The following is a 22766-nucleotide window of genomic DNA, read 5'->3' as shown; positions in this document are numbered from 1 at the left end:
AGATGATGGTCGACATATGAGCATCGACATCGTCTTCCACACCCCGGAGATCCCCGGCAACACCGGCAACGCGATCCGGCTCGCCGCCGTCACCGGCGCGCACCTCCACGTCGTCGAACCCCTCGGCTTCGACCTCACGGACGCGAAGCTGCGTCGCGCCGGACTCGACTACCACGACCTCGCCCACGTCACCGTCCACCCGGACCTCGATCACCTGTGGCAGACCCTGGGTCAACGTCGGGTCATCGCGTTCACGACGCACACGACCGACTCCTTCGCCGAGGTTGCCTACGAGGACGGGGATGTCCTCCTCTTCGGGCAGGAGTCGACGGGTCTGCCCGCCGAGGTCGTCGACGACGACCATGTCGACCTGCGGGTGCGGATCCCGATGCTGCCTGGCCGCCGCTCGCTCAACCTCGCGAACTCGGCGTCGATCGCGATCTACGAGGCATGGCGCCAGCACGGATACGCGGGCGCGTAGACTTCTCGCGAGAAGTCTCCCGTGAAAGGACCACCATGACCGCCAAGCTGCTCACGATCGCCGGTTCCGACGTCTCCGGCGGTGCCGGACTCGAAGCCGACCTGAAGATGTTCGAGGAGTACGGTGCCTTCGGCACCGCCGTCGTCACCTGCATCGTCACCTTCGACCCCGACAACGAGTTCGGTCACGCGATCGACTTCATCGAGCCCGAGGTCGTCAACCGTCAGCTCGGCTCGGCGCTCGCCATCCACGAATTCGACGCGATCAAGTCGGGCATGCTCGGCTCCGTCGAGTCCGCCCTCGTCCTCGCCGAGGACCTCAAGTCCAACGAGCTCCCCTACGTCTTCGACCCCGTCCTCGTGTGCAAGGGCTCAGGGTCGATGGTCGACCTCAAGGACCTCTTCGTCGACAACCTCGTGCCTCTGGCCACGGTCATCACCCCGAACCTCGAAGAGGCGGCCGTCCTCGCAGGTCTCGAGCCCATCGACTCGGTCGAGGGCATGATCGAAGCCGCGAGGATCATCCACGGTCAGGGCGCGAAGAACGTCGTCGTCAAGGGCGGTGCGCGCCTGGCCGGTGAGGACGCGATCGACATCCTCTTCGACGGTGAGACGGTGACGACGCTGCGCTCGCGCAAGGTCAACGACAAGCTCGTCAACGGCGCAGGATGCTCGTTCGCCTCGTCGATCGCCGCCGGCATCGCCACGGGCCTGTCGATCACCGACGCCGTGGTCAAGGCGAAGGAGACCGTGGCGCATGGGATCGCTGCGAGCCTGGACAACGCCACCGGCGTCTCGTCCCTGTTCCACCCCGCCGCCCGGACGTCTCCGTCCGCCGAGGTGGTCGTCACTCTCAGCTGATCCACGCGTCCCCGCGGGGACGCGGAGACACGGTCGTCGGCCAGGCGTCCCCGCGGGGACGCCTGGCAACACACAACCGCCCCGCACACCTTTCGGTGTGCGGGGCGGTTGTCAGAGCTGTGCGGTCGGAACCGCGGGTGATCAGCGCTTGCCGAAGCCCTTGTAGCGGTCCTTGAACTTCTCGACGCGACCGGCGGAGTCGAGAATGCGCTGCTTGCCCGTGTAGAACGGGTGCGAGGCGCTCGAGATCTCGACGTCGATGACGGGATAGGTGTTGCCGTCTTCCCATTCGATGGTCTTGTCGCTCTTCGCAGTCGAGCGAGTGAGGAACTTGGTTCCGGAGGCGAGGTCGTTGAACACGATCGGCGCGTATTCCGGGTGGATGTCCTTCTTCATATTCTTACCTTTGCTGAATCCGCTCAGGCGCCTGGTATGGGTCCGACCCATCTGCCAGTGCCCGAATTCGTCTGCTGAAAACGCTTCACGCCGTAGGAACCGGACGCGAACCGACAGTCCAGTCTAACCGACGCGGGCACGCAAAGCGATTCGAGACCCGGCCCTCCGACTCACCGGTGTCTCCTAGACTGCTGTCCATGACCACTGGTTCGACCACGCGGGCGCGTCTGAGCGCCCAGTTCGATGTCCGTCCCGCCGCCTCCGCGCCCGAGCTCATGGCCGCCTCCACCGCCGCGGCCCTGCCCACCGTCACGGGTGAGGTCGAGGTCTTCGCGATCGATCCGGAGATCGCCGACACCGCGGCACTCCTCGAAGCCACGGGCCTGGGGCCGCAGACCTCGGCGAACTGCGTCCTCGTCGCCGGTGCCCGCAGCGGTGAGGAGCGGATCGCCGCCTGCCTCGTCCTCGCCGATACGCGGGCCGACGTCAACAAGCGGGTGAAGAAGCTCCTCGACGTCCGCAAGGCCTCGTTCCTGCCGATGGACCGCGCGGTCGGCGAGTCGGGCATGGAGTACGGCGGCATCGGTCCGATCGGTCTGCCGGAGGACTACCGCATCCTCATCGACTCCCGCGTCGCCGCAGCCGATGATCTCATCATCGGCTCCGGCATCCGCGGGTCGAAGCTGCTGCTCTCGGGGCCCACGCTCGCGTCCCTGCCCGGCGCCGAGGTCATCGACGGTCTCGCCGTCGAGATCGGCTGAGACGCCCCGGCTCACCCGAGGCAGCCTCGCCTCAGCCCGCACCGGGTCTCAGCGCGCGGAGGCCGCAGTTTCCCGGCTGGGCGCACTGTCGAGCCCGGCCTGCTCGAGGACGAACTCGATGAGCGGTCCGTAGAGGTAGGGGTTGACGTCGTCATCGAGGGGCACGGTCGTCTCGATCGCGCCCTGGTCCTCGGCGACGAAGAGCGCCGGATCGTTGCAGTCGGCGTAGCCGACGGTCCGCAGTCCCCGCGCCGAGGCGGCACCAGCCCACCCGTGATCGGCGACGATGAGGTCGGGGCGGGGTTCACCGCGACGGTCGAAGTCATCGAGGAGGGCGTGCATCGGCTCGGCGAGGTGGGTGTGCGGGGTGCCCCCGTGGAGGTGCCACAGCCACACCCGGTTGAGTTCGCGGCAGTCCCCGCCGATCCCGGGCACGGAGACCTGCCCCACCTGGCGGACGATGCGGGCACCGTGGGCTTCGGCCGCCTCGGCGATGGCCATATGGACCGGAAGGAGGCCTGCGGGGTGTCCGGTCGCGAAGAGGATGGTCCCTCCGGCCCGGGCGACATCGCCGATGGCGCCGGCGAGCCGGGCGAGGGCGTCGATGCAGGCCTTGGTGGAGATCGTGTCGACACCCGAGGTGAACGCAGGGTCGGGGCGGAGTCCGGCACGGTCGACCATGAGGGCGAAGACGGAGTCGTAGTCCCACTCGCGGGTGAGTTCGACGCCGAAGTCGAACTGCCTCTCCCCGGCGAGGAAGCGGCGGATGTGCTCGAGGTTGTTCTCCCTCGGTGTCGCCACCTCCCCCGTGATGCGTCCGGTCTCCAGGGCCTGGGCAAGTGTCGTGCGGTCCACTGATCTCCTCATTCGGGGCGGCTGTGCTGCCACAGCGCCGGTCTCTCCGCCATCGCCGGTGCGGTCCCGGCGACGGCTCCCCACCACTGTATACAGTCCTGGGTCTGCGCCCTCCCCCACACTGCCTGAGCGCGGCGGCGGCTGACGAGTGTTCGCACCCTGTTCACGCACCCGTCATTCCCGCCTCCGCCGTTTCGGCACTCGGCTGGGAGGATGTGAGGTCTCCCCATCGACGACGAGCGAGCGTACGCTGGGGACATGAGCTCAACGATGCGCCTCATCACCGATCCTGCGGCCTGGATCGAGCGTGCCTTCGCCGATCCCGATGAGGACGTCATTCTCGCCAGTCCGCACGTCGTCCACGCGTTCAGTCAGCGCATCGCCGAGGCGGCCGCCGGATCCGCGCGGACGTGGGCGGTGGTGACGACGATCGATCCCGTCGCCGTCGTCCGCGGGAGTCTCTCGATCGACGGCCTCCAGCTCCTCCTCGATGCCGACCTCCAGCTCCAGCACGTCGACCGGCTGCGTACCCACTGTCTCTTCGTCGGTCGGCGGGCGCTCCTCGGATCGGCGAACCTCGGCAGAGCCGACGAGAGAGCGGTCTACCTCGACGGTGAGGAAGCTGCGGCCGAGAACTTAGCATCGCCGATGGAGCTCGCCGTCGAACTCACCGAGGATGAGCTCGCCGAGGCGTGGGCGCAGATCTCCCGGCGTCGCTCCGTCGTCGTCGACGCCCAGGACCTCGACTGGCTGCGGGCTCAGGTCCGGGAAGCCTGAGGCTCACGCCCCCTGGAGGGCGAAGCACGTGACCGCCGAGGCGGCGGCGACGTTGAGGGAGTCGACTCCCCCGCTCATCGGGATCATCACCGTCGAATCGCTCGCCGCGATCGTGCCCCGCGCAAGTCCGTCTCCTTCGGTGCCGAAGACGACGGCAGTGCGCGCAGGCGCCGCGGCCGCGAACTCCTGGATCGAGACCGAGTCCTCGTCGAGGGCGAGGGCCGCGACGTGGAAGCCGAGCTGCCGCAGGGTCTCGACCCCGCCGGGCCACGGGTCGATCCTCGTCCACGGCACCTGGAACACCGTGCCCATCGACACCCGGATCGCCCGCCGGTAGAGCGGATCGGCACACCGCGGGGTGACGAGCACGGCGTCGACGCCGAACGCGGCGGCCGACCGGAAGATCGCCCCCACGTTCGTGTGATCGACGACGTCCTCGATGACGACGACGCGCTTCGCCTCGGCGAGGAGATCGGTGACGAGCGGCAGCGAGGGCCGGTGCATCGCGGCCAGCGCCCCGCGGTGGAGGTGGAAGCCGGTGAGCGCCTCGACGGCGGCATCAGAGCCGATGTGGATGGGTGCGTCGTTCGTCGCGATGAGGTCGGCTAAGTCGAAGAGCCATTTCGGGCTCGTCAGATACGACCGCGGGGTCATCCCGGCGGCATGCGCCCGGCGGATGATCTTCGAGGACTCGGCGATGAAGAGCCCCTCCGCGGGTTCGCGGACGCTGCGCAGGGCGACGTCGGTGAGCGATGTGTAGTCGGCGAGCACGCCCCCGCTCGCAGTCGCCTCGGCGAGGTCATCGGGTTCGAAGAAGCGGAGGCGATCGGCTGCGATGCCGAGCTCGACGGCGCGGGCGATGATCTGCTCACGGGTGAGCGGGGCTTTGGCGGGGGTATTCACAGGGTGAGGATCCTCACGATCGCGACGAGGCCGAGGACGACGATGACGGCGCGCAGCAGTCCGGGTGAGAACTTCCGGCCGATCCGCGCGCCGAGGTAGCCGCCGATGAGCGAGCCGACGGCGACACAGACCACCGCGGTCCAGTTGATCCGGTCGTGGCCGACGATGATGTACGTCGTCGCCGAGACCGTGTTGACGACGAGGACGAGGACGTTCTTCAGCCCGTTGAGCCGCTGCAGGTCGTCGGAGAGGACAAGGCCGAGGAGCGCAACGAGGATGATCCCCTGCGCCGCGGCGAAGTAGCCTCCGTAGATCGCGGTGAGGAAGATGATGACGAACGCGAGCACGGTCTTCCCGGCAGACAACCCGCCTCCCTCCTCGGCGGAGACTCCGTCGTCGTGGCCACCCTCGTGCCGGCGCAGCGCCCGCCGTTTGAGGTAGCGGGAGAGGGAGGGCTGGCCGACGACCATGAGGAGCGCGAGGACGAGAAGGATGGGGACGATCGTCTCGAACGCATCCTCGGGCAGGTGGAGGAGCAGGTAGGCGCCGATGAGGGAGCCCGCCAGGGAGGCGGGGATGAACCCGGCGAACCGCTTCCACTGGCCCCGCAGCTCCTCCCGGTACCCGAAGGACGAGGCGATGTTGCCGGGGACGAGGCCCACGGCGTTGCTCATCGTCGCCACCACCGGCGGCACCCCGAAGGCGACGAGCACGGGGAAGGTGATGAGGGTGCCCGATCCGACGACGGCGTTGATCCCGCCGGCCCCCACCCCGGCTGCGACGATGAGGGCGATCTGCCAGAGTTCCATGGCCTCCATGCGCTGCGGCCGGACCTAGGACTGCGAGCGGGCGTGGAAGCGCTGTCCGTCGCGGCTGAGCTTGACGTCGATGCCGAAGGTCTCAGACAGGTTCTCCGCCGTGAGCGTCTCATCGATCGGACCGGCGGCCACGGGGGTCCCCTCGCCGAGGAGGAGGGCATGGGTGATCCCGGCCGGGATCTCCTCGACGTGGTGGGTGACCATGATCGTCGCCGGCGCCCACTTCGAGGAGAGGATCTCGGTGAGTGCGCTGAGCAGCTCCTCCCGTCCGCCGAAATCGAGCCCGGAGGCCGGTTCGTCGAGGAGGAGGAGCTCGGGGTCGGTCATGAGTGCGCGGGCGATCTGGACGCGCTTGCGCTCGCCCTCGGAGAGCGTGCCGAACGTGCGGTCCGCCAGGTGCATGATGTTGAACGCGGAGAGCAGGTCCTTGGCACGGTCGATGTCCGTCGCCTCGTACTCCTCGACCCAGCGCCCGGTCACTCCGTAGGCCGCGGTGAGGACGGTGTCGAGCGCGGCCTCCGAGTTCGGGATCCGTCCGGCCAGCGCCGTCGAGGCGTAGCCGATGCGCGGGCGCAGTTCGAAGACGTCGACGCGTCCGAGGCGCTCCTCGAGGATGCCGACCTTGCCCGTCGTGGGATGCATGCGCCCGGCTGCGAGTTCGAGCAGCGTCGTCTTGCCGGCACCGTTGGGTCCGAGCACGACCCAATGCTGGCCTTCGGAGACGGTGAGGGAGAAGTCGCGGAGGAGGAAGTTCGTCCCCCGGCGCACGGACACATTATCCACAGTCAGGACATCACTCATATCTCCCAACTCTATCTCAGGGGTGGGTCTATTCTGGTCCGACATGGACGCACAACTCGACTCACTCCTGCTCGCCCTGGCGGTCAACCATCGGCTGGCCGGAACGCTCGCCCCCGACGAGGTGAGCGCAGCGTTCCTCGACGCGGGACGTGAGGTTCCCCTCATCGTCGCCGACGCCGTCCTCGGCACCGACACCCCCACCGGTCTCCTCCTCTTCGCCGCCGCGGCACAGGCCGCCGGGATCACCCACGTCCGGCTCGCCCTTCAGCATCCCTCGCTGCCGCACACGACTCCGCCGGTGGACAAGGCCGACCGTGCCCGGGTCGGTCGGCACCCCGCCCCCGTCGTCCTCTACCGCGGGGCCCATCAGACGGGGATCATGCTCATCGGCGCCGAGGAGAACGTCGAGGTCATCGCGTGCCGGGACTCGGTCTTCCGCCCCGTGAGCGTCGACACCCCCACCGAGGCGCTGCGCCGTCTGCGCCTCCTCGTCATGGAGGGGCTCACCCTCATCGAGTCGATCGAGGTGCCCGAGGAATGGCGTTCTGCCCCGTGGCGGGACTGGCAGTCCGACCTCTCCGACGACCATCCGCTCATGTCCCTGCTGCCCGTCGACGCGGACTCCCGCGCGATCTTCGCCGCACTCGACATCCACGAACGGATGCGCACCGTGCTCGCACCGGCCACCGTCGACCCACCCGTCTTCGGCGACCTCCTGTCTCGCCTCCACCCCGCTGCCGCCGCCTACGTCATGGCTGTGGCTACGATGAAGGGGTGAGAGACTCCCGCGCGCTTCCCGGTCCCGTCCAGCTGCTCGTCATGGACGTCGATTCGACGTTCATCAACGAGGAGGTCATCGACCTCATCGCCGACCACGCCGGGGTCGGTGACAGGGTCGCCGACATCACGGAGCGGGCGATGGCCGGTGAGCTCGACTTCGCCGCCTCCCTGGCCGAGCGCGTCGCCCTCCTCAAAGGGCTGCCCGAAAGCGTCATCGACGAGGTCCGTGAGCGGATCACGCTCACCGAGGGGGCACCCGAGCTCGTCGCAGCCGTCCACGAGGCAGGCGGCGTCGTCGCCCTCGTCTCCGGCGGCTTCACCTCGATCATCGGTCCCCGCGCGGAGGCGCTCGGCATCACCGAGGTCCACGCGAACGGACTCGAGGTCGATCAGGGCCGCCTGACCGGGCGGACCGCGGGCCCGGTCGTCGACCCGAGTGCGAAGGCCTCGATCCTGGCCGAGCTCACCTCCCGATACGACTGCGACCCCGAGCGGACCGTGGCGATCGGTGACGGTGCCAATGACATCGCCATGATCACCCGGGCCGGGCTCGGGGTCGCGTTCTGTGCGAAGCCCGCACTCGTCGCCGCCGCCGATGTCGCCATCGACCGGCGCGATCTGCGCGAGGTGCTCAGGTTCCTCTGATTCAGATCCCTCGGAATGAGCGGATCTCAGGGACCGGGAAGCTGCCGGGTTCGACGTTCCATGAGGGCACGTCGAAGACGGCGATCGAGGAGGGACGGAACCCATCGGGCACCCCCGCGTCCGCGGAGAGATGGCCGATCACCTCGGCGACGGTCGGCTGATGGCCGACGATGTACGCGCACTGCGCACCCGCCGGGATCGACCGGATCGCGTCCATCCAGTCCTCGACTCCTCCACCGTAGAGGGACTCGTCGACGGTGAGCTCGAGGTCGGTCCCCGACTGTCGATTGACGGCTTCGACGACGGCCTGACCGGTCTGGACGGTGCGCTTGGCCGCCGAGGCGATCGCCACCTCGGGCGTCCATCGCTCGGCGATCTCCGCGCCGGCCTCGACCGCCTGGGCGAGTCCCGTCGCATTGAGGGTCCGCTCGAAGTCGCTGGGGCCGTCAGCCTCCGCCTTCGCGTGGCGGGCGAGGATGAGCACTGGCATGGCGCGGTCCTCAGGCTCCGGTGGAGTGGAAGCCGCCGTCGACGTGGACCATCTCGCCGGTCGTGGCGGGGAACCAGTCGGAGACCAGCGCGACGATCGCCTTGCCGGCGGCCGACGTGTCCTTCTGGTCCCAGCCCAGCGGTGCGCGATCGCCCCACATGTCCTCGAGCGTCTCGAAGCCGGGGATCGAGGTCGCAGCGGTCGTCTTGAGCGGGCCGGCGGAGACGAGGTTGACGCGGATGCCCTTGTCCCCGACGTACTTCGCGAGGTAGCGGGCGGTCGACTCGAAGGCGGCCTTGGCCACTCCCATCCAGTCGTAGACCGGCCACGAGATCGTCGCGTCGAAGGTGAGGCCGACGATGCCGGCGCCCGGGTTGAGCACGGGCAGGGCAGCGACGGTGATCGCCTTGAGCGAGTAGGCGGAGACGTGGATGGCCGCCTGCACCGACTCCCACGGGGTGTCGAGGAAGACGCCGCCGAGGGCGTCCTTCGGGGCGAAGGCGATCGCGTGGACGATGCCGTCGATGTTGCCTTCGAGGCGCTCGGGCAGAGCCGCGAGGTCCTCTTCGTTCGTCGCATCGAGTTCGATGACGCGCGGGGTCACGGGCAGGCGCTCGGCGATGACCTGGGTGATCTTCATCTGCCGGCCGAAGCTCGAGAGGATGACCTCGGCTCCCTGTTCCTGCGCGATCTTCGCGGCGGCGAAGGCGATCGACGCCTCCGTGAGCACACCGGTGACGAGGATGCGCTTTCCCTCAAGAATTCCCATTGCGGTCCTTTCTCAGTTCAGTACTCCGCGAACGCGATTCGTCGCGCCGCAGAGGAGGTTGGTTGTCAGTGTCCCATGCCGAGGCCGCCGTCGACGGGGATGACGGCTCCGGAGATGTAGGACGCGTCGTCGGAGGCGACCCAGCGGACGACGCGGGCGACCTCGTCGGCTTCGGCGAAGCGCTTGGCGGGGATCGTCGCCAGGTACTCCTTCCGCTGCTTCTCGTCGAGTTCATCGGTCATGTCGGTGCGGATGAAGCCGGGAGCGACGACGTTGGCGGTGATGCCGCGGGAGCCGAGCTCACGGGTGATCGAACGGGCGAGGCCGACGAGGCCGGCCTTCGACGCCGAGTAGTTGGACTGTCCGGGCACTCCGTAGAGGCCGGAGACCGAGGAGATGAGGACGATGCGTCCCTTCTTCGCCCGGATCATGTTCGTGATCGCCCGCTTGACGGTGCGGAAGGCCCCGGCGAGGTTCGTGTCGAGGACGGCGTCGAAGTCGTCCTCGCTCATCCGCATGAGCAGGTTGTCCCGGGTGATGCCGGCGTTGGCGACGACGACCTCGACGGGTCCGAGCTTCTCCTCGACCTCGGTGAAGGCGCGGTCGAGGGATTCGGCGTCGGTGACGTCGGCGGCCACGGCGAGTGCGCCGTCGGGGGCGTCGCCGTTGCGCGAGGTCACGGCCACCGTGTCTCCGGCGGCGAGGAACTCCTCGGCGATGGTGCGGCCGATTCCGCGGTTGCCTCCGGTGACGAGGACTACTCGGGGTTCTGACACGGGACTCTCTCCTGTAGGTCGACGATACAGACCCAACCTATCGTGTTTGGTCCGACCTCGACATGCTCACACAAAGCAAGCGTATGATTTTGTAGGTAGACCCGAGTGAAGAAGGTTATGTCCAGGCACCCGCAGCAGATCACGACAGCAGACACTGCTCTCGACGACGACATGAAGTCGCGGATCATCAAGTACTCGATCACGATGACGATCCGCACCCTCTGCTTCGTAGCCGCCTATTTCGCATTCGCAGCCTCGCAGCACGTGCTCATGTGGATCTTCGTCGCCGGCGCGGTCCTTCTGCCCTACCCTGCTGTGATCTTCGCCAACGCCGGACGTGAGCGCACCCGCGACGACCGCTCGGCGCTCATCGACTCGGCCCCGCTCACCCAGTTGCCTCCCGGACGCGGGGAGACGATCAGCGAGGACGGGACGACCGTCATCGACGGCGAGACCGTCGTCGACGGTGCGACGGCGGCCGGGGACGCTGAGGCGGGTCCAGCGGCGTCGCAGCCCTTCCGCGGCGACGACGGGCGCGAGCACCTCTTCACCGCCGACATCGCCGGCGAGGTCGTCGACGAGGGCGACCTCGACGACGCGCGCGACACCGGCGACGGGCGCGGACGCGACGAGAGGCCAGGATCCGGCGACGCCACAGGTGGGCGCCGATGACGGAAGCACTGCGATGCTCGGCCAAAGGCTGCCGAGCCGATGCCGCACGGGCGATCCTGTGGAACAATCCGAGCCTGCACACGCCCGAGCGGCGGAAGGTCTGGCTCGCATGCGACGAGCACCTCGACCATCTGCGTGAGTTCCTCACCCTGCGCGGTTTCTACCGCACCGACGTGACCATCGACGAGATCCCGGAGGGCGCCGGCTGATGTCCCGCTATTCGTTCCTGCTCAGCAGCCGCTGGCTCAAGTACATCGCGATGACGATCGTCGTCGTCGTCGCCTGCGTGTTCCTCGCACTCTGGCAGAAGGACCGCCGCGCCGAACGCCAGCATGAGATCGACACGATCAATGCGAACTACTCCGCGGCCCCGGTCGACATCGGAGCGATCCTGCCGACCACCTCGGCGACTCTCGATGCCGACGACGAATGGCGTCCGGTCAGCCTCACCGGGCAGTACCTCACCGCGGACACCGTGCTCGCCCGCAACCGGACGGTGAACGACAAGGTCGGCTTCTACGTCGTCGTTCCCTTCCGGCTCACCAGCGGGGAGACGATCGCCGTCGTGCGCGGGTGGGTGCCCGAGGCCGAGTCCGTCCCCGAGGCCCCGAGCGGCGAGCAGACGATCACCGCTCGGCTCAAGATCGCCCAGGACGGATCCGAGGACACCAACCCCGCCGGGATGATCAAGGCGATCGATCCCGCCCGGATCCCCGGCATGGACGACGCGTATGCCAACGTCTACGCCGAGGAGGCCGACGTCGACGCGACCGCGGGGCTCACTCCCCTGCCCGAACCCGACGTCAACCCCGGCAACCACCTCTCCTACATGCTCCAGTGGTTCGCGTTCGGGATCATGATCATCATCGCCGTGTCGATCTCGGCCAGGCGTGAGCGCCGGGCGACCGCCGAGGCGCTCGGCACGGATGCCGGGGAGGCCGAGTACGTCGTCGTCGACAAGGCCGCCCTCGATGCGGGCGCGAAGATGACCCAGCCCGGGTCACGATACGGTCGCGGCCGCTTCGTCACCCCGAGTGCGCGCGGACGCGACGAAGCCGACGAGGACGAACTGCTCGAGGAGCGCTTCCGCAGCCGGTGAGACCGCGCAGCCGGTGAGCCGGCTCAGCCCGTGAGATCGCTCAGGTGAGGGTGACGAGGTCGAGGTAGCTGTCGTTCCACAGGTCCTCGTCGCCGTCGGGCAGGAGGAGGACCCGGTCCGGGTCGAGGGCCGCGACCGCTCCCTCATCGTGGGTGACGAGGATGATCGCCCCCTCGTACCGGCGGATCGCGGAGAGGATCTCCTCACGCGATGCCGGATCGAGGTTGTTCGTCGGCTCGTCGAGGAGGAGGACGTTGGCACTCGAGACGACGAGCGTGGCGAGTGCCAGGCGCGTCTTCTCCCCGCCGGAGAGGACCCCGGCCGGTTTGTGGACGTCGTCACCGGAGAAGAGGAACGAGCCGAGGACGTTGCGCACCGCGGTGTCGTCGAGGTGCGGGGAGTTCCGGCGCATGTTCTCGAGCACGCTGAGTTCGAGGTCGAGGGTCTCGTGCTCCTGCGCGTAATAGCCGAGCTTGAGTCCGTGACCGGGGACGACCTCACCCGAGTCGGGTTCGTCGAGACCGGCGAGGAGACGCAGCAGCGTCGTCTTGCCGGCACCGTTGAAGCCGAGGATGACCACGCGTGAGCCCTTGTCGATTGCGAGGTCGACGCCGGTGAAGACCTCCGTTGACCCGTAGCTGCGGGAGAGACCCGAGGCGGTCAGCGGCACGCGACCGCAGTCGGCGGGGGCCGGGAATCGGAGGTTCGCGACCTTCTCGGCGCTGCGTTCGTCCTCGAGGCCCGCGAGCATCCGCTCGGCGCGTTTGACCATCTGCTGGGCGGCGACGGTCTTCGTCGCCTTGGCCATCATCTTGTTCGCCTGGGCGGTGAGCGCTGCGGCCTTCTTCTCGGCGTTCGCGCGCTCCCGCCGCCGGCGCCGCTCGTCGTCCTCCCGCTGCTTGAGGTAGAGGCGGTAGCCCATCGAGTAGATGTCGATGGTCTGTCGCATCGCATCGAGGAAGAAGACCTTGTTGACGACTTCGTCGATGAGGTCGAGGTCGTGGCTGATGACGATGAGTCCGCCCGAGTACGCCTTGAGGTAGTCGCGCAGCCAGAGCACGGATTCCGCGTCGAGGTGGTTCGTCGGCTCGTCGAGGATCATCGTGTCCGGGGCGGAGAAGAGGATCCGGGCGAGTTCGACCCGCCTGCGCTGACCGCCGGAGAGCGTCCCGATCTCCTGGTTGACGAGGTCCTCGTCGAGGCCGAGGTTCGCGGCGATCGCATAGGCCTCGGATTCGGCGGCATAACCGCCGGCGGCGACGAACTCGGCTTCGATGCGCGGGTAGCGGTCGATCGCCTTCGCGGCGACATCCGCATCGGGCGAGGCCATCTGCCTCTCGGCCTTCCGCAGCCGCTTGACGAGGACGTCGAGGTCGCGGGCCCCGAGGATGCGCTCCTTGGCCGTGGCCTGCAGGTCGCCGCTGCGGGGATCCTGGGGCAGGTACCCGACGGTGCCGGAGACCGAGACGGATCCGGCATTGGCGGGGTGACCGCCCATGATCACCTTCGTCAGGGTCGTCTTCCCTGCGCCGTTGCGTCCGACGAGTCCCACCCGATCGCCCTTGTCGACGCGGAAGGAGACATCGGACATGAGGGTGCGGGCGCCGACGGCGACCTCGAGGCCGGAGGCCTGGATCATTCGCTCTCCAAACTGCGGCCGATGAGCTCGGCCAGGTATTCCTGTGGGTGGATGCCACGGGCCCGGGCCCGGGAGACGAGGGCGTCGGCGACGTGGGCGGGCACGCGGGTGGAGACGACGGTCGTCGCCTCGGCGGTGGCACCCGAGGCAGCCTCCTCGGCGCCAGCGGCGTCCTCGGCACCGACGCTCACCGGCGTCCCCGCGGGGACGTATCCCGGGCCTTCCGGGACCGGGGTGCCTCTCTGGAACGCGGTCGCAGCGGCCCGCGCGCGATCGTCGGCGGCTTCGTTCATCGCATGGTTGCTGTGGCCTTTGACCCATTCGAACTCGACCTCGCGGCCGGTCAGCGCCGCGTCGAGGGATTCGAGGAGGTCGCGGTTGAGGACCTCCCTGCCGTCGGCCTTCTTCCAGCCCTTGCGCTTCCAGCCGGGCATCCACTTCGTCAGCGCGTTGATGACGTACTGGGAGTCGCAGAAGACCTTGAGGTCCTCACCGGTGTCCGCGGTCGCGTCGAGGAGGTCGAGGACGGCCATGAGCTCACCGCGGTTGTTCGTCGCGTTCTTCCATCCGCCTGCCCGCCAGCTCTCGTCGTCGATGTACCACGCCCACCCGGCCGGTCCGGGGTTGCCGAGGGCGGAGCCGTCGGCGGCAGCGATGATCGTCACAGAGTTCTCCTCGATGTCTGAGCCCGGGCAGCAGAGTCTCGGTCCCGCCGGTCGGCGGACCCGGACCATTCTTTCATGTCCGCTCCGTGCGCGCAGACAGGACCGCTCGTGCGCTCCCCCACACGCACATCGCCGAGGTGGGACGCCCGGTTCCGGGGTCCCACCTCGGCGGTGGTCTCAGACGTCCCCGCGGGGACGCGTCCTCAGATGTTGAAGCCGAGCGCCCGCATCTGCTCGCGGCCGTCCTCGGTGATCTTCTCCGGACCCCATGGCGGCATCCACACCCAGTTGATGCGGTAGGCGGGCACGATCCCGTCGAGGCACTGGGCGGTCTGGTCCTCGATGACGTCGGTGAGCGGGCACGCCGCCGAGGTGAGCGTCATCTCGATGACGGCGGTGCCGTCGTCCTCGACGGTGAGTCCGTAGACGAGTCCGAGGTCGACGATGTTGACGCCGAGCTCGGGGTCGACGACGTCCATCATCGCTTCGCGGACCTCCTCGACGCTGGCGTTCTGCGGTGCGTCTATGACTTCGGGCATCACTTCTCCTCGTTGTCTGCTGAAGCGCTGTCAGCTGTCGCATCTGTCCCGGCCTGCGCCTGGCCGAGCGCGTCCTTGAACGCCATCCATGCCAGGAGGGCGCACTTGATCCGCGCCGGGAACTTCGACACTCCCTGGAACGCTGCGGCGTCGCCGAGTATTTCCTCGTCGGCCTCCCCGGTTCCGCGGGAGTGCATGAGCTCGTGGAAAGCGGCTTCGATCTCGAGCAGTTCGGGAATCGTCGCCGAGGCGGCGAGCTCGGTGAGCACGGACGCCGAGGCCATCGAGATCGAACACCCGTCGCCCATCCAGCGCACGCTCACGGTGCCGTCGGTGCCCAGCTCCGCTTCGAGCTCGATCTCGTCCCCGCACGTGGGGTTGACCTGGTGGGAGTACCCATGGGGTCCGGTCGCCGAGTCCCCGAGCAGGGCCGAGTTGCCGATGCGCGAGCGCGAATGGTCGAGGATGACCTGCTGGTAGAGCTGCTCCATCTGCGTAGTCATGACGCCTGCCTTCCCGCGCTCTCCTCCGTGAGCCCGAAGAACGGGCGCACCTCGGCCAGGGCCGTGAGGAAGCGGTCGACGTCGTCGGTGTTGTTGTACAGGTACGTGCTCGCCCGCGTCGAGGCGGTCACCCCGAAGCGCCGGTGGAGCGGCTGCGCGCAGTGGTGTCCCACCCGCACGGCCACACCCTTGGAGTCGAGGTACTGTCCGACGTCGTGGGCGTGGACGCCGTCGACGTCGAAGGCCACCGTCCCGATCCGCTCCTCGGCATCGCCGAGGATGCGGATCCCGGGGATCTCCCGGATCCCCTCGAGGAGGCGGCGACCGAGCTCCCGCTCATGGTCGAGAACCTTGTCGAGGCCCACCTCGGCGAGGTAGCCGATGGCCGTGGCGAAGGCCGCGACCTCGGCGACCGGCTGGGTGCCGGCCTCGAAGCGCTGGGGGGCGGACATGAACTCGGCTGAGTCCATCGTCACCGTCGTGATCATCGACCCGCCGGTGAGCACGGGCGGCAGCGCGTCGAGGAGCTCCGACTTCCCCCAGAGGACGCCGAGACCGGTGGGCCCGAGCGCCTTGTGGGCGGAGAACGCCGCGAAGTCGACGTCGAGAGCAGCGAAGTCGACGGGCATGTGCGGCACGGACTGGCACGCGTCGAGGACGACGTACGCACCGACCTCGCGGGCACGGGCGACGAGCCGGTCGACGGGGTTGATCGTGCCGAGGACGTTGGAGACATGCGTGAACGCGAGCACCTTCGTCGTCTCATCGACGATCGTCTCGAGGTCGGCCAGGTCGAGCTCTCCGGCGTCGGTCACCGGGATCCACCGCAGCTGCGCGCCGGTGGCCTCGGCGAGCTGCTGCCACGGCACGAGGTTCGCGTGGTGCTCCATCTCGGTGACGACGATCGAGTCGCCCTCGCCAAGGGAGAAACGGCTGGCGGCCTCGCCGCCGAAGCCGTGGCTCGCCCGGTCCATGCCGAGTGCGACGATGTTGAGTGCCTCGGTGGCGTTCTTCGTCCACACGACCTGGTCCGGGTCACCCCCGACGAGCCCGGCCACGGCCGCGCGCCCGTTCTCGAACGCGTCGGTGGCCATGACGGCCAGCGAATGCGCGCCCCGGTGGACGGCGGCGTTGCGCTGCGTGAAGTACTCCGTGAATGTGTCGATGACGCATTCGGGCTTCTGTGAGGTCGCCCCGGAGTCGAGGTAGGTCAGTGGTGACTCCCCGACCCTCGTCTCGAGGATCGGGAAGTCACCGCGCAGCCGGGAGAACATCAGACCGCGGCGGAGAGGAAGCGGTCGTAGCCTTCGTTCTCGAGGCGCTCGGCCAGTTCCGGTCCGCCCTCCTCGGCGACCTTGCCCTTGACGATGACGTGGACGAAGTCGGGCTTGATGTAGCGGAGGATGCGCGTGTAGTGCGTGATGAGGAGCACGCCGACGTCGGTGGTCTCGCGCACCCGGTTGACGCCTTCGGAGACGATGCGCAGGGCATCGACGTCGAGGCCGGAGTCGGTCTCGTCGAGGACGGCGAACTTCGGCTTGAGCATCTCCATCTGGAGGATCTCGTGGCGCTTCTTCTCACCGCCGGAGAAGCCCTCGTTGACGTTGCGGGTCGCGAACTCGGGGTCGACGCGCAGCTGCTCCATCGCCGACTTGAGGTCCTTCGTCCAGTTCCGCAGCTTCGGCGCTTCGCCGTCGATGGCCGTCTTGGCCGAGCGGAGGAAGTTCGTCACGGTGACGCCGGGGACCTCGACGGGGTACTGCATGGCGAGGAAGAGACCGGCCTTCGCCCGCTCGTCGACGGTCATGTCGAGGACGTCCTCACCGTCGAGGGTGACGGATCCGGAGGTGACCTCGTATTTCGGGTGACCGGCGAGGGAGTAGGCGAGGGTCGACTTGCCCGAGCCGTTGGGGCCCATGATCGCGTGGGTCTGGTTCGAGTCGATCTCGAGGTTGATGCCGTTGAGGATCGGCTTCTGGCCGGCCTCGGTGTTGACGCTGACGTGCAGGTCGGAGATCTTGAGCTTGGACATGGTTATCCTTTTCAGTTCACAGTCGTGTTCGGGTCGATGAGGATGCGGCCGGCGACCTCTTCGCAGGCATAGACCGCAACGGGTTCGAAGGCCGGGGGGCTCAGCGGGGCGCCGGTGTTGAGGTCGAACTGCGAGCCGTGGAGCCAGCATTCGATGGCGCAGCCCTCGACGTCGCCTTCGGCCAGGGACACCTCGCCGTGGGTGCAGAGATCGTCGATGGCGTGGATGACGCCGGCGGAGTCGCGGGCCAGGCAGATCTCCCGGCCCACGACGTCGACCCGCACGGCTTCTCCCGCGGCCACGTCGGCGGTGGCCGCGACGTCGATCATGCTCACAGGACGCTCCGGGCGAGTTCGTCCTCGATGCGCGCGCTGAGGACGTCCTCGATCTCGGGAACCTGGATCTTCTGGATCACCTCGTTGAAGAAGCCGCGGACGACGAGCTGACGGGCGACGTCCTCCGGGATCCCGCGCGACATGAGGTAGAAGAGGTGCTCCTCGTCGAAGCGGCCCGTCGAGGAGGCGTGGCCCGCACCCTCGATGTCGCCGGTCTCGATCTCGAGGTTGGGCACCGAGTCCGCGCGCGCCCCATCGGTGAGGATGAGGTTGCGGTTGAGTTCGTACGTGTCGATGCCGAGCGCTTCGGGGCGGATGAGGACGTCGCCGATCCACACGCTGCGCGCGTCCTTGCCCTGCAGAGCACCCTTGTACATGACGTTCGACGTCGCCTTCGCGGTGTTGTGGTCGATGTACGTGCGGTGCTCGAGGTGCTGTCCGGCATCGGCGAAGTAGAGGCCGAGGAGCTCGGCCTCCCCGCCGGTGGCGGAGTAGCGGACGTTGGCGTTGAGGCGAACGACGTCGCCGCCGAGGGTGACGACGATGTGCTTGAGCTTCGCGTCCTTGCCGACGATCGCATCGTGCTGGCCCAGGTGCTGGGAGCCGTCGTCCCACAGCTGCAGGGAGACGAAGGTGAGGTCAGCGCCGTCGCCGACGACGAGGGAGACGAGCTCGGAGTACCGGGTCAGTCCCTCGTGTTCGACGACGATCGTCGCCTTGGAGTTCGCTCCCACGGAGACGACGACATGGCCGTGGACGAGGTCCGTGCCCGCGCCGTCGGCGTGGATGATGACCGCCTCGTCGAGTTCGGTGTCGGCGGGCACAGAGTAGTGCGTCACGGTGCTCGTGCGCTCCGCGGCGACGGCTGCGGCGCGGTCCTCGGGCTCGAGGATGCCGAGCTCCCGGGCGGCGTCGAGCGAGATCTCCTCGACGGTCACGCCGGCCGGCAGGTCACCGGTGACGGTGAGCTTCGCCTCGGTAGGGGCGTCGGCGAAGAAGTCGCTCAGCCTGCGCACAGGCGAGAACCGCCACTCCTCCTCGCGGCCGGACGGGACCGGGAAGTCGGCGACAGAGAAGCTGCGCGTGCGGGCGTCGCGCTTCGCGTCGGGCACGTGGACGCCGGCACCGTGCGAGTGCTCGGAGACGCCGAGCGGATTGGTCGTATCAGTCACAAATTCTCCTTGAAGGTCAGGTCGCAGTCGGGCTCAGCCCACTGCGCCTTCCATCTGCAGTTCGATGAGGCGGTTGAGCTCGAGGGCGTACTCCATCGGCAGCTCACGGGCGATCGGCTCGACGAAGCCGCGCACGATCATCGCCATCGCCTCGGTCTCCTCGAGGCCGCGGGACATGAGGTAGAAGAGCTGGTCCTCGCTCACCTTCGACACGGTCGCCTCGTGGCCGAGCGTGACGTCGTCCTCGCGGATGTCGATGTAGGGGTACGTGTCCGAACGGGAGATGTTGTCCACGAGCAGGGCGTCGCAGAGGACGTTGTTCGACGATCCCTCGGCACCCGGGTAGACGTGGACGAGTCCGCGGTAGCCGGCCCGACCGCCGCCGCGGGCGACGGACTTCGAGACGATCGAGGACTGCGTGTGGGGGGCGGCGTGGACCATCTTCGCCCCGGTGTCCTGATGCTGTCCCTCACCGGCGAAGGCGACGGAGAGCGTCTCGCCGCGGGCGTGCTCGCCGGTCAGCCAGATCGCGGGGTACTTCATCGTCACCTTCGAGCCGATGTTGCCGTCGACCCATTCCATCGTCGCGCCCTCTTCGGCGATCGCGCGCTTGGTGACGAGGTTGTAGACGTTGTTCGACCAGTTCTGGATCGTCGTGTAGCGGACGCGGGCGTCCTTCTTCGCGATGATCTCGACGACCGCCGAGTGGAGGGAGTCCGTCTTGTAGATCGGGGCCGTGCAGCCTTCGACGTAGTGGACGTAGGAGCCCTCGTCGGCGATGATGAGCGTGCGCTCGAACTGGCCCATGTTCTCCGTGTTGATGCGGAAGTAGGCCTGCAGCGGGATCTCCACGTGGACGCCCTTGGGGACGTAGATGAAGGATCCGCCCGACCACACGGCGGTATTCAGCGCGGAGAACTTGTTGTCGCCGGCCGGGATGACCGAGCCGAAGTACTCCTCGAAGATCTCCGGGTGCTCCTTGAGACCGGTGTCGGTGTCGAGGAAGATCACGCCCTGGCTCTCGAGCTCCTCGTTGATCTTGTGGTAGACGACCTCGGACTCGTACTGCGCGGCGACGCCGGCGACGAGGCGCTGCTTCTCGGCTTCGGGGATGCCGAGGCGGTCGTAGGTGTTCTTGATGTCCTCGGGCAGGTCCTCCCACGACTGGGCCTGGCCCTCGGTGGAGCGGACGAAGTACTTGATATCGGCGAAGTCGATGCCCGAGAGGTCGGCGCCCCAGTTCGGCATCGGCTTCTTCTCGAAGAGCCCCAGCGCCTTGAGGCGGCGCTGGAGCATCCATTCCGGTTCGCCCTTGAGCGTCGAGATGTTGCGCACGACGGCTTCGGAGAGCCCGCGCTCCGCTGCGGCGCCTGCGTCGTTCTCGTCGTGCCAGCCGTACGCGTACTGCCCGAGGTCTTTGAGCTCGGGGTTCGCTTCGATGATCGGATTGCTGGTGTCAGTCATCGTGAACCTCCTTGAGGTCGATCGTTTGCGTGGATGGGTGGCCTGGTGAGTTCCGAGGTCGGGATGTGGGTGGTGCAGACATGGTCGCCGTGCGCCAGTGATGAGAGACGGCGGACGTCGACCCCCAGATACTCCGAGAACATCGCGAGCTCTGCTTCGCAGATCTCGGGGAACTCGGCCGCCACGGATTGGATCGGACAGTGCCCTTGGCACAGCTGCATCGCCTCGAGCGGGGTTCCGGCGGCCACCGGCGTCGCCGAGGCGGCGTAACCCTCCCGAGTCAGTGCTGAGGCCAGCGCGCGGGACCGGGAGGCGACGGAGCGTCCGCCCCGCTTCTCCAGCTCCCCGCCGAGCCGCTCGCGCAGCTTGGCGACGAAGTCGTCGGAGAAGGCGCCCACCGCGTCCGCTCCCATCCGGCCCTGGAAGAACCGGAGGATGTTCACCGCGAGCTCGTCGTAGGAGCGGCTGAGCTCGTCATGTCCGCGGGAGGTGACCACGTAGTGCCTGGCGGGTCGTCCCCGACCTGCCTGCTTTCCGGCGAAGCCGCGGACTTCGATGAGCCCCTCGGCTTCGAGCGCGTCGAGGTGACGACGGATCGCCGCCGGGGTGAGCTCAAGCCCTTTGGCCAGCGCCGAGGCGGTGATGGGTCCGTCGTCGAGCACGGATCGGAAGACCTTCTGCCGGGTCCGGCTGTCGTCCGCGTCGTTCGCACTCATGCTCCACCTCCTTGACTAACACAACACTATTGTTGCGTAAATTGTTTCGTAAAACTAGGTCAGCCTAACTCCCCCGCCCGTTTAGGCAGGACCATTCGACGGGTCGTAGAATGTACGGGTGGTTCAATCGGCTCTCACCATCCGTGGACTCCGCTATGCGTACGGGGCACACCAGGTCGTCGACGGCATCGACCTCGAGGCGAGCGTCGGGTCGGTGCTCGGCGTCCTCGGACCCAACGGTGCGGGCAAGTCGACGACGATCTCGCTCGCGGTGGGCACGAGGCGGCCCGATGCGGGAACCGTCGAGATCTTCGGTCTCGATCCCTACCGGCGCCACGAGGAGACGTCCCAGCTCGCCGGCGTCATGCTCCAGGACGGCGGACTGCCGATGAGCGCGAAGCCGATGGCCGTGCTGCGCCACCTCGCCTCCCTCTACGCCGATCCGCGTCCGCTGAGCGAACTCGCAGGCGTCCTCGGCATCCCGGAGTTCGCCGGGCGGTCGATCCGCCGCCTCTCGGGAGGGCAGAGGCAGCGGGTGGCACTCGCCGCAGCTCTCATCGGCCGTCCCCGCATCGTCTTCCTCGACGAGCCGAGCGCCGGTCTCGACCCGCAGGCCCGGGAGGTCGTCCACGACGTCATCAGGGATCTCGCCGCCTCCGGTGTCGCCGTCGTACTCACCACCCATGACCTCGCCGAGGCGGAGCTGCTTGCCGATGACATCGTCGTCATCGACCGCGGTCGGATCATCGCCCGCGGCGCCCCTGAGGAGCTGCGCAGCTCCTCGGGCGTCGGCCGCCGCCTCGTCATCACCGTCCCCGACGCCCCCGATCCGCTCTCCGAGGCGGGCAGGCACCTGTCCGAGTCGCTCAGCGCCGTCGCCCCGACCACCGTCCAGGGCACCCTCGTCATCGCCTCCGGCAGCCTCGACAGCACCCGCATCGCCGGCCTGTGCGCGGTCATCGCCGAGGCGGGACTGACGATCGGGGACATCGCGATGCAGTCGCAGTCGCTCTCCGACGTCTTCTTCGAACTCACCGGGAGGCCCCTGCGATGAGCACGCTCGAGATCCCCCGCGTCCGGGGCATGCGGGCACGCCGTGTGCTCTCCCAGGCCCGCTTCGAGACGGTCGCGGTGCTGCGCAACGGCGAACAGCTCCTCCTCGCCCTCATCCTTCCGCTCGGCCTGCTCGTCTTCCTCACGACGACCCCGCTGCTCGAGGCGCTCGGCGCGATCCCCGCGGGTGGGGACCGGCTGAGCATCGCCCTGCCGGGCACGCTCGGACTCTGCCTCGCCTCGACGGCGTTCACCGGGCAGGCCATCGCCACGGCCTTCGACCGCCGCTACGGAGTCCTCGCCCAGCTCGCGACGACGCCGCTGGGCACGACGGGCCTCATCCTCGGCAAGCTCGGAGCCGTCATCGTCGTCGTGCTCATCCAGTACGCCCTCGCCTTCGCCATCGCGTGCATGTTCGGCTTCACCGGCCCCGTCCACGTCCTCCCGCTCATCGTCGCCACCGTACTCGGCACGGCCACCCTGCTCGCGCTCGGACTGCTCATGGCCGGGACCCTGCGGGCGGAGGCGACGCTCGGGGCGGCCAACCTCGTGTGGGTGCTCATGGCCGGCGGCGGCGGGCTCGTCCTACCCGGGACCGGGGAATGGGGCACCGTCGTCGGCTACCTGCCCTCCGGGGCGCTCGGCGACGCGCTGCGGGCGAGCGTGGGCGGCGGCTGGGATGTCAAGGCATTGATCGTGCTCCTCGTCTGGGGCATCGTGGGAGCGCTTGCCGCACGCAGGTGGTTCCGTTTCGAATGAGGAGAG

General features: G+C 68.3%; 29 protein-coding genes. 11 read left to right on the top strand and 18 right to left on the bottom strand.

The window, feature by feature from the left end; all coding sequences use genetic code 11:
* Positions 1–16 precede the first annotated feature (16 nt).
* Positions 17–481: a tRNA (cytidine(34)-2'-O)-methyltransferase gene (locus EZE58_RS16050; protein ID WP_063250289.1), complete on the top strand. Its 465-nt coding sequence runs from the start codon at positions 17–19 to the stop codon at positions 479–481.
* 35 nt (positions 482–516) lie between these two features.
* Positions 517–1341 (top strand): PfkB family carbohydrate kinase, encoded by an 825-nt coding sequence (locus EZE58_RS16045; RefSeq protein WP_009375891.1) that lies wholly within the window; start codon positions 517–519, stop codon positions 1339–1341.
* A gap of 141 nt (positions 1342–1482) precedes the next feature.
* Here EZE58_RS16045 and EZE58_RS16040 read toward each other — a convergent pair whose 3' ends face one another.
* Positions 1483–1737 (bottom strand): type B 50S ribosomal protein L31, encoded by a 255-nt coding sequence (locus EZE58_RS16040; protein WP_009375892.1) that lies wholly within the window; start codon positions 1735–1737, stop codon positions 1483–1485.
* 275 nt (positions 1738–2012) lie between these two features.
* Between EZE58_RS16040 and EZE58_RS16035 the strand changes: the two genes are divergently transcribed.
* Positions 2013–2498, top strand: coding sequence for a YbaK/EbsC family protein (locus EZE58_RS16035; RefSeq protein ID WP_303621270.1), 486 nt, complete (start codon positions 2013–2015; stop codon positions 2496–2498).
* A 48-nt stretch (positions 2499–2546) separates the two neighbouring features.
* Here the strand turns inward: EZE58_RS16035 and EZE58_RS16030 are convergent, their stop codons facing one another.
* Positions 2547–3353: a phosphatase gene (locus EZE58_RS16030; protein WP_009375896.1), complete on the bottom strand. Its 807-nt coding sequence runs from the start codon at positions 3351–3353 to the stop codon at positions 2547–2549.
* A 258-nt stretch (positions 3354–3611) separates the two neighbouring features.
* Between EZE58_RS16030 and EZE58_RS16025 the strand changes: the two genes are divergently transcribed.
* Positions 3612–4130: a hypothetical protein gene (locus EZE58_RS16025; protein ID WP_144587561.1), complete on the top strand. Its 519-nt coding sequence runs from the start codon at positions 3612–3614 to the stop codon at positions 4128–4130.
* Positions 4131–4133: 3 nt separating this feature from the next.
* Here the strand turns inward: EZE58_RS16025 and EZE58_RS16020 are convergent, their stop codons facing one another.
* The 3 genes from EZE58_RS16020 to EZE58_RS16010 all read right to left on the bottom strand — a co-directional run bounded on the left by EZE58_RS16020 (position 4134) and on the right by EZE58_RS16010 (position 6652).
* Complete coding sequence (locus EZE58_RS16020) at positions 4134–4901, bottom strand: RNA methyltransferase (RefSeq protein ID WP_040341203.1); 768 nt, start codon at positions 4899–4901, stop codon at positions 4134–4136.
* Positions 4902–5029: 128 nt separating this feature from the next.
* The gene (locus tag EZE58_RS16015; RefSeq protein WP_009375901.1) at positions 5030–5842 is read right to left on the bottom strand and encodes a sulfite exporter TauE/SafE family protein; all 813 of its coding nucleotides are present in this window, start codon (positions 5840–5842) and stop codon (positions 5030–5032) included.
* Positions 5843–5866: 24 nt separating this feature from the next.
* Positions 5867–6652 carry an ABC transporter ATP-binding protein gene (locus EZE58_RS16010; protein WP_009375902.1) on the bottom strand — a complete coding sequence of 262 codons (786 nt, stop codon included), beginning with the start codon at positions 6650–6652 and terminating at the stop codon, positions 5867–5869.
* A 43-nt stretch (positions 6653–6695) separates the two neighbouring features.
* On the opposite strand from EZE58_RS16010, the gene EZE58_RS16005 reads away from it, so the two are divergent.
* Complete coding sequence (locus tag EZE58_RS16005) at positions 6696–7430, top strand: hypothetical protein (RefSeq protein ID WP_167560914.1); 735 nt, start codon at positions 6696–6698, stop codon at positions 7428–7430.
* On the top strand, positions 7427–8077 hold the full coding sequence (serB, locus tag EZE58_RS16000; protein ID WP_167560912.1) for a phosphoserine phosphatase SerB: 651 nt from the start codon (positions 7427–7429) through the stop codon (positions 8075–8077). The genes EZE58_RS16005 and serB overlap by 4 nt, the downstream gene beginning before the upstream one ends.
* Position 8078: 1 nt before the next feature.
* Here serB and EZE58_RS15995 read toward each other — a convergent pair whose 3' ends face one another.
* From EZE58_RS15995 to EZE58_RS15985, 3 genes are all read right to left on the bottom strand, one after another.
* Positions 8079–8567, bottom strand: a complete 489-nt coding sequence (locus EZE58_RS15995; RefSeq protein WP_009375907.1) for a histidine phosphatase family protein — start codon at positions 8565–8567, stop codon at positions 8079–8081.
* A gap of 10 nt (positions 8568–8577) precedes the next feature.
* On the bottom strand, positions 8578–9336 hold the full coding sequence (fabI, locus tag EZE58_RS15990) for an enoyl-ACP reductase FabI (protein ID WP_009375909.1): 759 nt from the start codon (positions 9334–9336) through the stop codon (positions 8578–8580).
* A 65-nt stretch (positions 9337–9401) separates the two neighbouring features.
* Entirely contained in the window at positions 9402–10112 is a 711-nt protein-coding gene (locus EZE58_RS15985; protein WP_009375911.1) for a beta-ketoacyl-ACP reductase, read from the bottom strand.
* 117 nt (positions 10113–10229) lie between these two features.
* Between EZE58_RS15985 and EZE58_RS15980 the strand changes: the two genes are divergently transcribed.
* The 3 genes from EZE58_RS15980 to EZE58_RS15970 are packed head-to-tail and all read left to right on the top strand — an operon-like array spanning position 10230 to position 11883.
* Complete coding sequence (locus EZE58_RS15980; RefSeq protein WP_009375913.1) at positions 10230–10784, top strand: DUF3099 domain-containing protein; 555 nt, start codon at positions 10230–10232, stop codon at positions 10782–10784.
* On the top strand, positions 10781–10993 hold the full coding sequence (locus EZE58_RS15975) for a hypothetical protein (protein WP_009375915.1): 213 nt from the start codon (positions 10781–10783) through the stop codon (positions 10991–10993). Before EZE58_RS15980 ends, EZE58_RS15975 begins: the two co-directional genes overlap by 4 nt.
* On the top strand, positions 10993–11883 hold the full coding sequence (locus EZE58_RS15970) for an SURF1 family protein (protein ID WP_009375917.1): 891 nt from the start codon (positions 10993–10995) through the stop codon (positions 11881–11883). Before EZE58_RS15975 ends, EZE58_RS15970 begins: the two co-directional genes overlap by 1 nt.
* A 40-nt stretch (positions 11884–11923) precedes the next feature.
* Here the strand turns inward: EZE58_RS15970 and EZE58_RS15965 are convergent, their stop codons facing one another.
* The 10 genes from EZE58_RS15965 to EZE58_RS15920 all read right to left on the bottom strand — a co-directional run bounded on the left by EZE58_RS15965 (position 11924) and on the right by EZE58_RS15920 (position 20948).
* On the bottom strand, positions 11924–13522 hold the full coding sequence (locus tag EZE58_RS15965) for an ABC-F family ATP-binding cassette domain-containing protein (RefSeq protein WP_009375919.1): 1599 nt from the start codon (positions 13520–13522) through the stop codon (positions 11924–11926).
* Positions 13519–14187 carry a ribonuclease H gene (locus EZE58_RS17525; RefSeq protein WP_176472424.1) on the bottom strand — a complete coding sequence of 223 codons (669 nt, stop codon included), beginning with the start codon at positions 14185–14187 and terminating at the stop codon, positions 13519–13521. Before EZE58_RS17525 ends, EZE58_RS15965 begins: the two co-directional genes overlap by 4 nt.
* Positions 14188–14390: 203 nt before the next feature.
* The gene (locus tag EZE58_RS15955; RefSeq protein ID WP_063250279.1) at positions 14391–14726 is read right to left on the bottom strand and encodes a metal-sulfur cluster assembly factor; all 336 of its coding nucleotides are present in this window, start codon (positions 14724–14726) and stop codon (positions 14391–14393) included.
* Positions 14726–15229: a Fe-S cluster assembly sulfur transfer protein SufU gene (gene sufU, locus EZE58_RS15950; RefSeq protein ID WP_100227421.1), complete on the bottom strand. Its 504-nt coding sequence runs from the start codon at positions 15227–15229 to the stop codon at positions 14726–14728. The genes EZE58_RS15955 and sufU overlap by 1 nt, the downstream gene beginning before the upstream one ends.
* Positions 15226–16503, bottom strand: coding sequence for a SufS family cysteine desulfurase (locus tag EZE58_RS15945; RefSeq protein WP_009377234.1), 1278 nt, complete (start codon positions 16501–16503; stop codon positions 15226–15228). The genes sufU and EZE58_RS15945 overlap by 4 nt, the downstream gene beginning before the upstream one ends.
* Positions 16503–17261, bottom strand: a complete 759-nt coding sequence (gene sufC / locus EZE58_RS15940) for a Fe-S cluster assembly ATPase SufC (protein ID WP_009377232.1) — start codon at positions 17259–17261, stop codon at positions 16503–16505. Before sufC ends, EZE58_RS15945 begins: the two co-directional genes overlap by 1 nt.
* Before the next feature lie 11 nt (positions 17262–17272).
* Complete coding sequence (locus tag EZE58_RS15935; RefSeq protein ID WP_040341499.1) at positions 17273–17590, bottom strand: non-heme iron oxygenase ferredoxin subunit; 318 nt, start codon at positions 17588–17590, stop codon at positions 17273–17275.
* Between the two features lie 2 nt (positions 17591–17592).
* Positions 17593–18768, bottom strand: a complete 1176-nt coding sequence (sufD, locus tag EZE58_RS15930) for a Fe-S cluster assembly protein SufD (protein ID WP_167560910.1) — start codon at positions 18766–18768, stop codon at positions 17593–17595.
* A gap of 33 nt (positions 18769–18801) precedes the next feature.
* Positions 18802–20232: a Fe-S cluster assembly protein SufB gene (gene sufB, locus EZE58_RS15925; protein WP_009377226.1), complete on the bottom strand. Its 1431-nt coding sequence runs from the start codon at positions 20230–20232 to the stop codon at positions 18802–18804.
* Entirely contained in the window at positions 20229–20948 is a 720-nt protein-coding gene (locus EZE58_RS15920; protein WP_009377224.1) for a helix-turn-helix domain-containing protein, read from the bottom strand. Before EZE58_RS15920 ends, sufB begins: the two co-directional genes overlap by 4 nt.
* 118 nt (positions 20949–21066) lie before the next feature.
* Here EZE58_RS15920 and EZE58_RS15915 point away from each other — a divergent pair, with 118 nt between their 5' ends.
* Positions 21067–22002, top strand: a complete 936-nt coding sequence (locus EZE58_RS15915; RefSeq protein WP_009377222.1) for an ABC transporter ATP-binding protein — start codon at positions 21067–21069, stop codon at positions 22000–22002.
* Positions 21999–22760 carry an ABC transporter permease gene (locus EZE58_RS15910; protein WP_009377220.1) on the top strand — a complete coding sequence of 254 codons (762 nt, stop codon included), beginning with the start codon at positions 21999–22001 and terminating at the stop codon, positions 22758–22760. Before EZE58_RS15915 ends, EZE58_RS15910 begins: the two co-directional genes overlap by 4 nt.
* Positions 22761–22766: the final 6 nt, after the last annotated feature.

Origin of the sequence: Brevibacterium sp. LS14 (genome assembly GCF_012027885.1) — a bacterium.
Taxonomy (GTDB): Bacteria; Actinomycetota; Actinomycetes; order Actinomycetales; family Brevibacteriaceae; genus Brevibacterium; species Brevibacterium casei.
This window is presented reverse-complemented; position numbering and strand designations above follow the sequence as displayed.

What these genes read in the sequence shown, in the direction of transcription:
- EZE58_RS16050 (WP_063250289.1), top strand. Translation starts at nt 17, where the DNA reads ATGAGCATCGACATCGTCTTCCACACCCCGGAGATCCCCGGCAACACC.
- EZE58_RS16045 (WP_009375891.1), top strand. Translation starts at nt 517, where the DNA reads ATGACCGCCAAGCTGCTCACGATCGCCGGTTCCGACGTCTCCGGCGGT.
- EZE58_RS16040 (WP_009375892.1), bottom strand. Translation starts at nt 1,737, where the DNA reads ATGAAGAAGGACATCCACCCGGAATACGCGCCGATCGTGTTCAACGAC.
- EZE58_RS16035 (WP_303621270.1), top strand. Translation starts at nt 2,013, where the DNA reads ATGGCCGCCTCCACCGCCGCGGCCCTGCCCACCGTCACGGGTGAGGTC.
- EZE58_RS16025 (WP_144587561.1), top strand. Translation starts at nt 3,612, where the DNA reads ATGAGCTCAACGATGCGCCTCATCACCGATCCTGCGGCCTGGATCGAG.
- EZE58_RS16015 (WP_009375901.1), bottom strand. Translation starts at nt 5,842, where the DNA reads ATGGAACTCTGGCAGATCGCCCTCATCGTCGCAGCCGGGGTGGGGGCC.
- EZE58_RS16010 (WP_009375902.1), bottom strand. Translation starts at nt 6,652, where the DNA reads ATGAGTGATGTCCTGACTGTGGATAATGTGTCCGTGCGCCGGGGGACG.
- EZE58_RS16005 (WP_167560914.1), top strand. Translation starts at nt 6,696, where the DNA reads ATGGACGCACAACTCGACTCACTCCTGCTCGCCCTGGCGGTCAACCAT.
- EZE58_RS15995 (WP_009375907.1), bottom strand. Translation starts at nt 8,567, where the DNA reads ATGCCAGTGCTCATCCTCGCCCGCCACGCGAAGGCGGAGGCTGACGGC.
- fabI (WP_009375909.1), bottom strand. Translation starts at nt 9,336, where the DNA reads ATGGGAATTCTTGAGGGAAAGCGCATCCTCGTCACCGGTGTGCTCACG.
- EZE58_RS15980 (WP_009375913.1), top strand. Translation starts at nt 10,230, where the DNA reads ATGTCCAGGCACCCGCAGCAGATCACGACAGCAGACACTGCTCTCGAC.
- EZE58_RS15975 (WP_009375915.1), top strand. Translation starts at nt 10,781, where the DNA reads ATGACGGAAGCACTGCGATGCTCGGCCAAAGGCTGCCGAGCCGATGCC.
- EZE58_RS15970 (WP_009375917.1), top strand. Translation starts at nt 10,993, where the DNA reads ATGTCCCGCTATTCGTTCCTGCTCAGCAGCCGCTGGCTCAAGTACATC.
- EZE58_RS15965 (WP_009375919.1), bottom strand. Translation starts at nt 13,522, where the DNA reads ATGATCCAGGCCTCCGGCCTCGAGGTCGCCGTCGGCGCCCGCACCCTC.
- EZE58_RS15955 (WP_063250279.1), bottom strand. Translation starts at nt 14,726, where the DNA reads ATGCCCGAAGTCATAGACGCACCGCAGAACGCCAGCGTCGAGGAGGTC.
- sufU (WP_100227421.1), bottom strand. Translation starts at nt 15,229, where the DNA reads ATGACTACGCAGATGGAGCAGCTCTACCAGCAGGTCATCCTCGACCAT.
- EZE58_RS15945 (WP_009377234.1), bottom strand. Translation starts at nt 16,503, where the DNA reads ATGTTCTCCCGGCTGCGCGGTGACTTCCCGATCCTCGAGACGAGGGTC.
- sufC (WP_009377232.1), bottom strand. Translation starts at nt 17,261, where the DNA reads ATGTCCAAGCTCAAGATCTCCGACCTGCACGTCAGCGTCAACACCGAG.
- EZE58_RS15935 (WP_040341499.1), bottom strand. Translation starts at nt 17,590, where the DNA reads ATGATCGACGTCGCGGCCACCGCCGACGTGGCCGCGGGAGAAGCCGTG.
- sufB (WP_009377226.1), bottom strand. Translation starts at nt 20,232, where the DNA reads ATGACTGACACCAGCAATCCGATCATCGAAGCGAACCCCGAGCTCAAA.
- EZE58_RS15920 (WP_009377224.1), bottom strand. Translation starts at nt 20,948, where the DNA reads ATGAGTGCGAACGACGCGGACGACAGCCGGACCCGGCAGAAGGTCTTC.
- EZE58_RS15910 (WP_009377220.1), top strand. Translation starts at nt 21,999, where the DNA reads ATGAGCACGCTCGAGATCCCCCGCGTCCGGGGCATGCGGGCACGCCGT.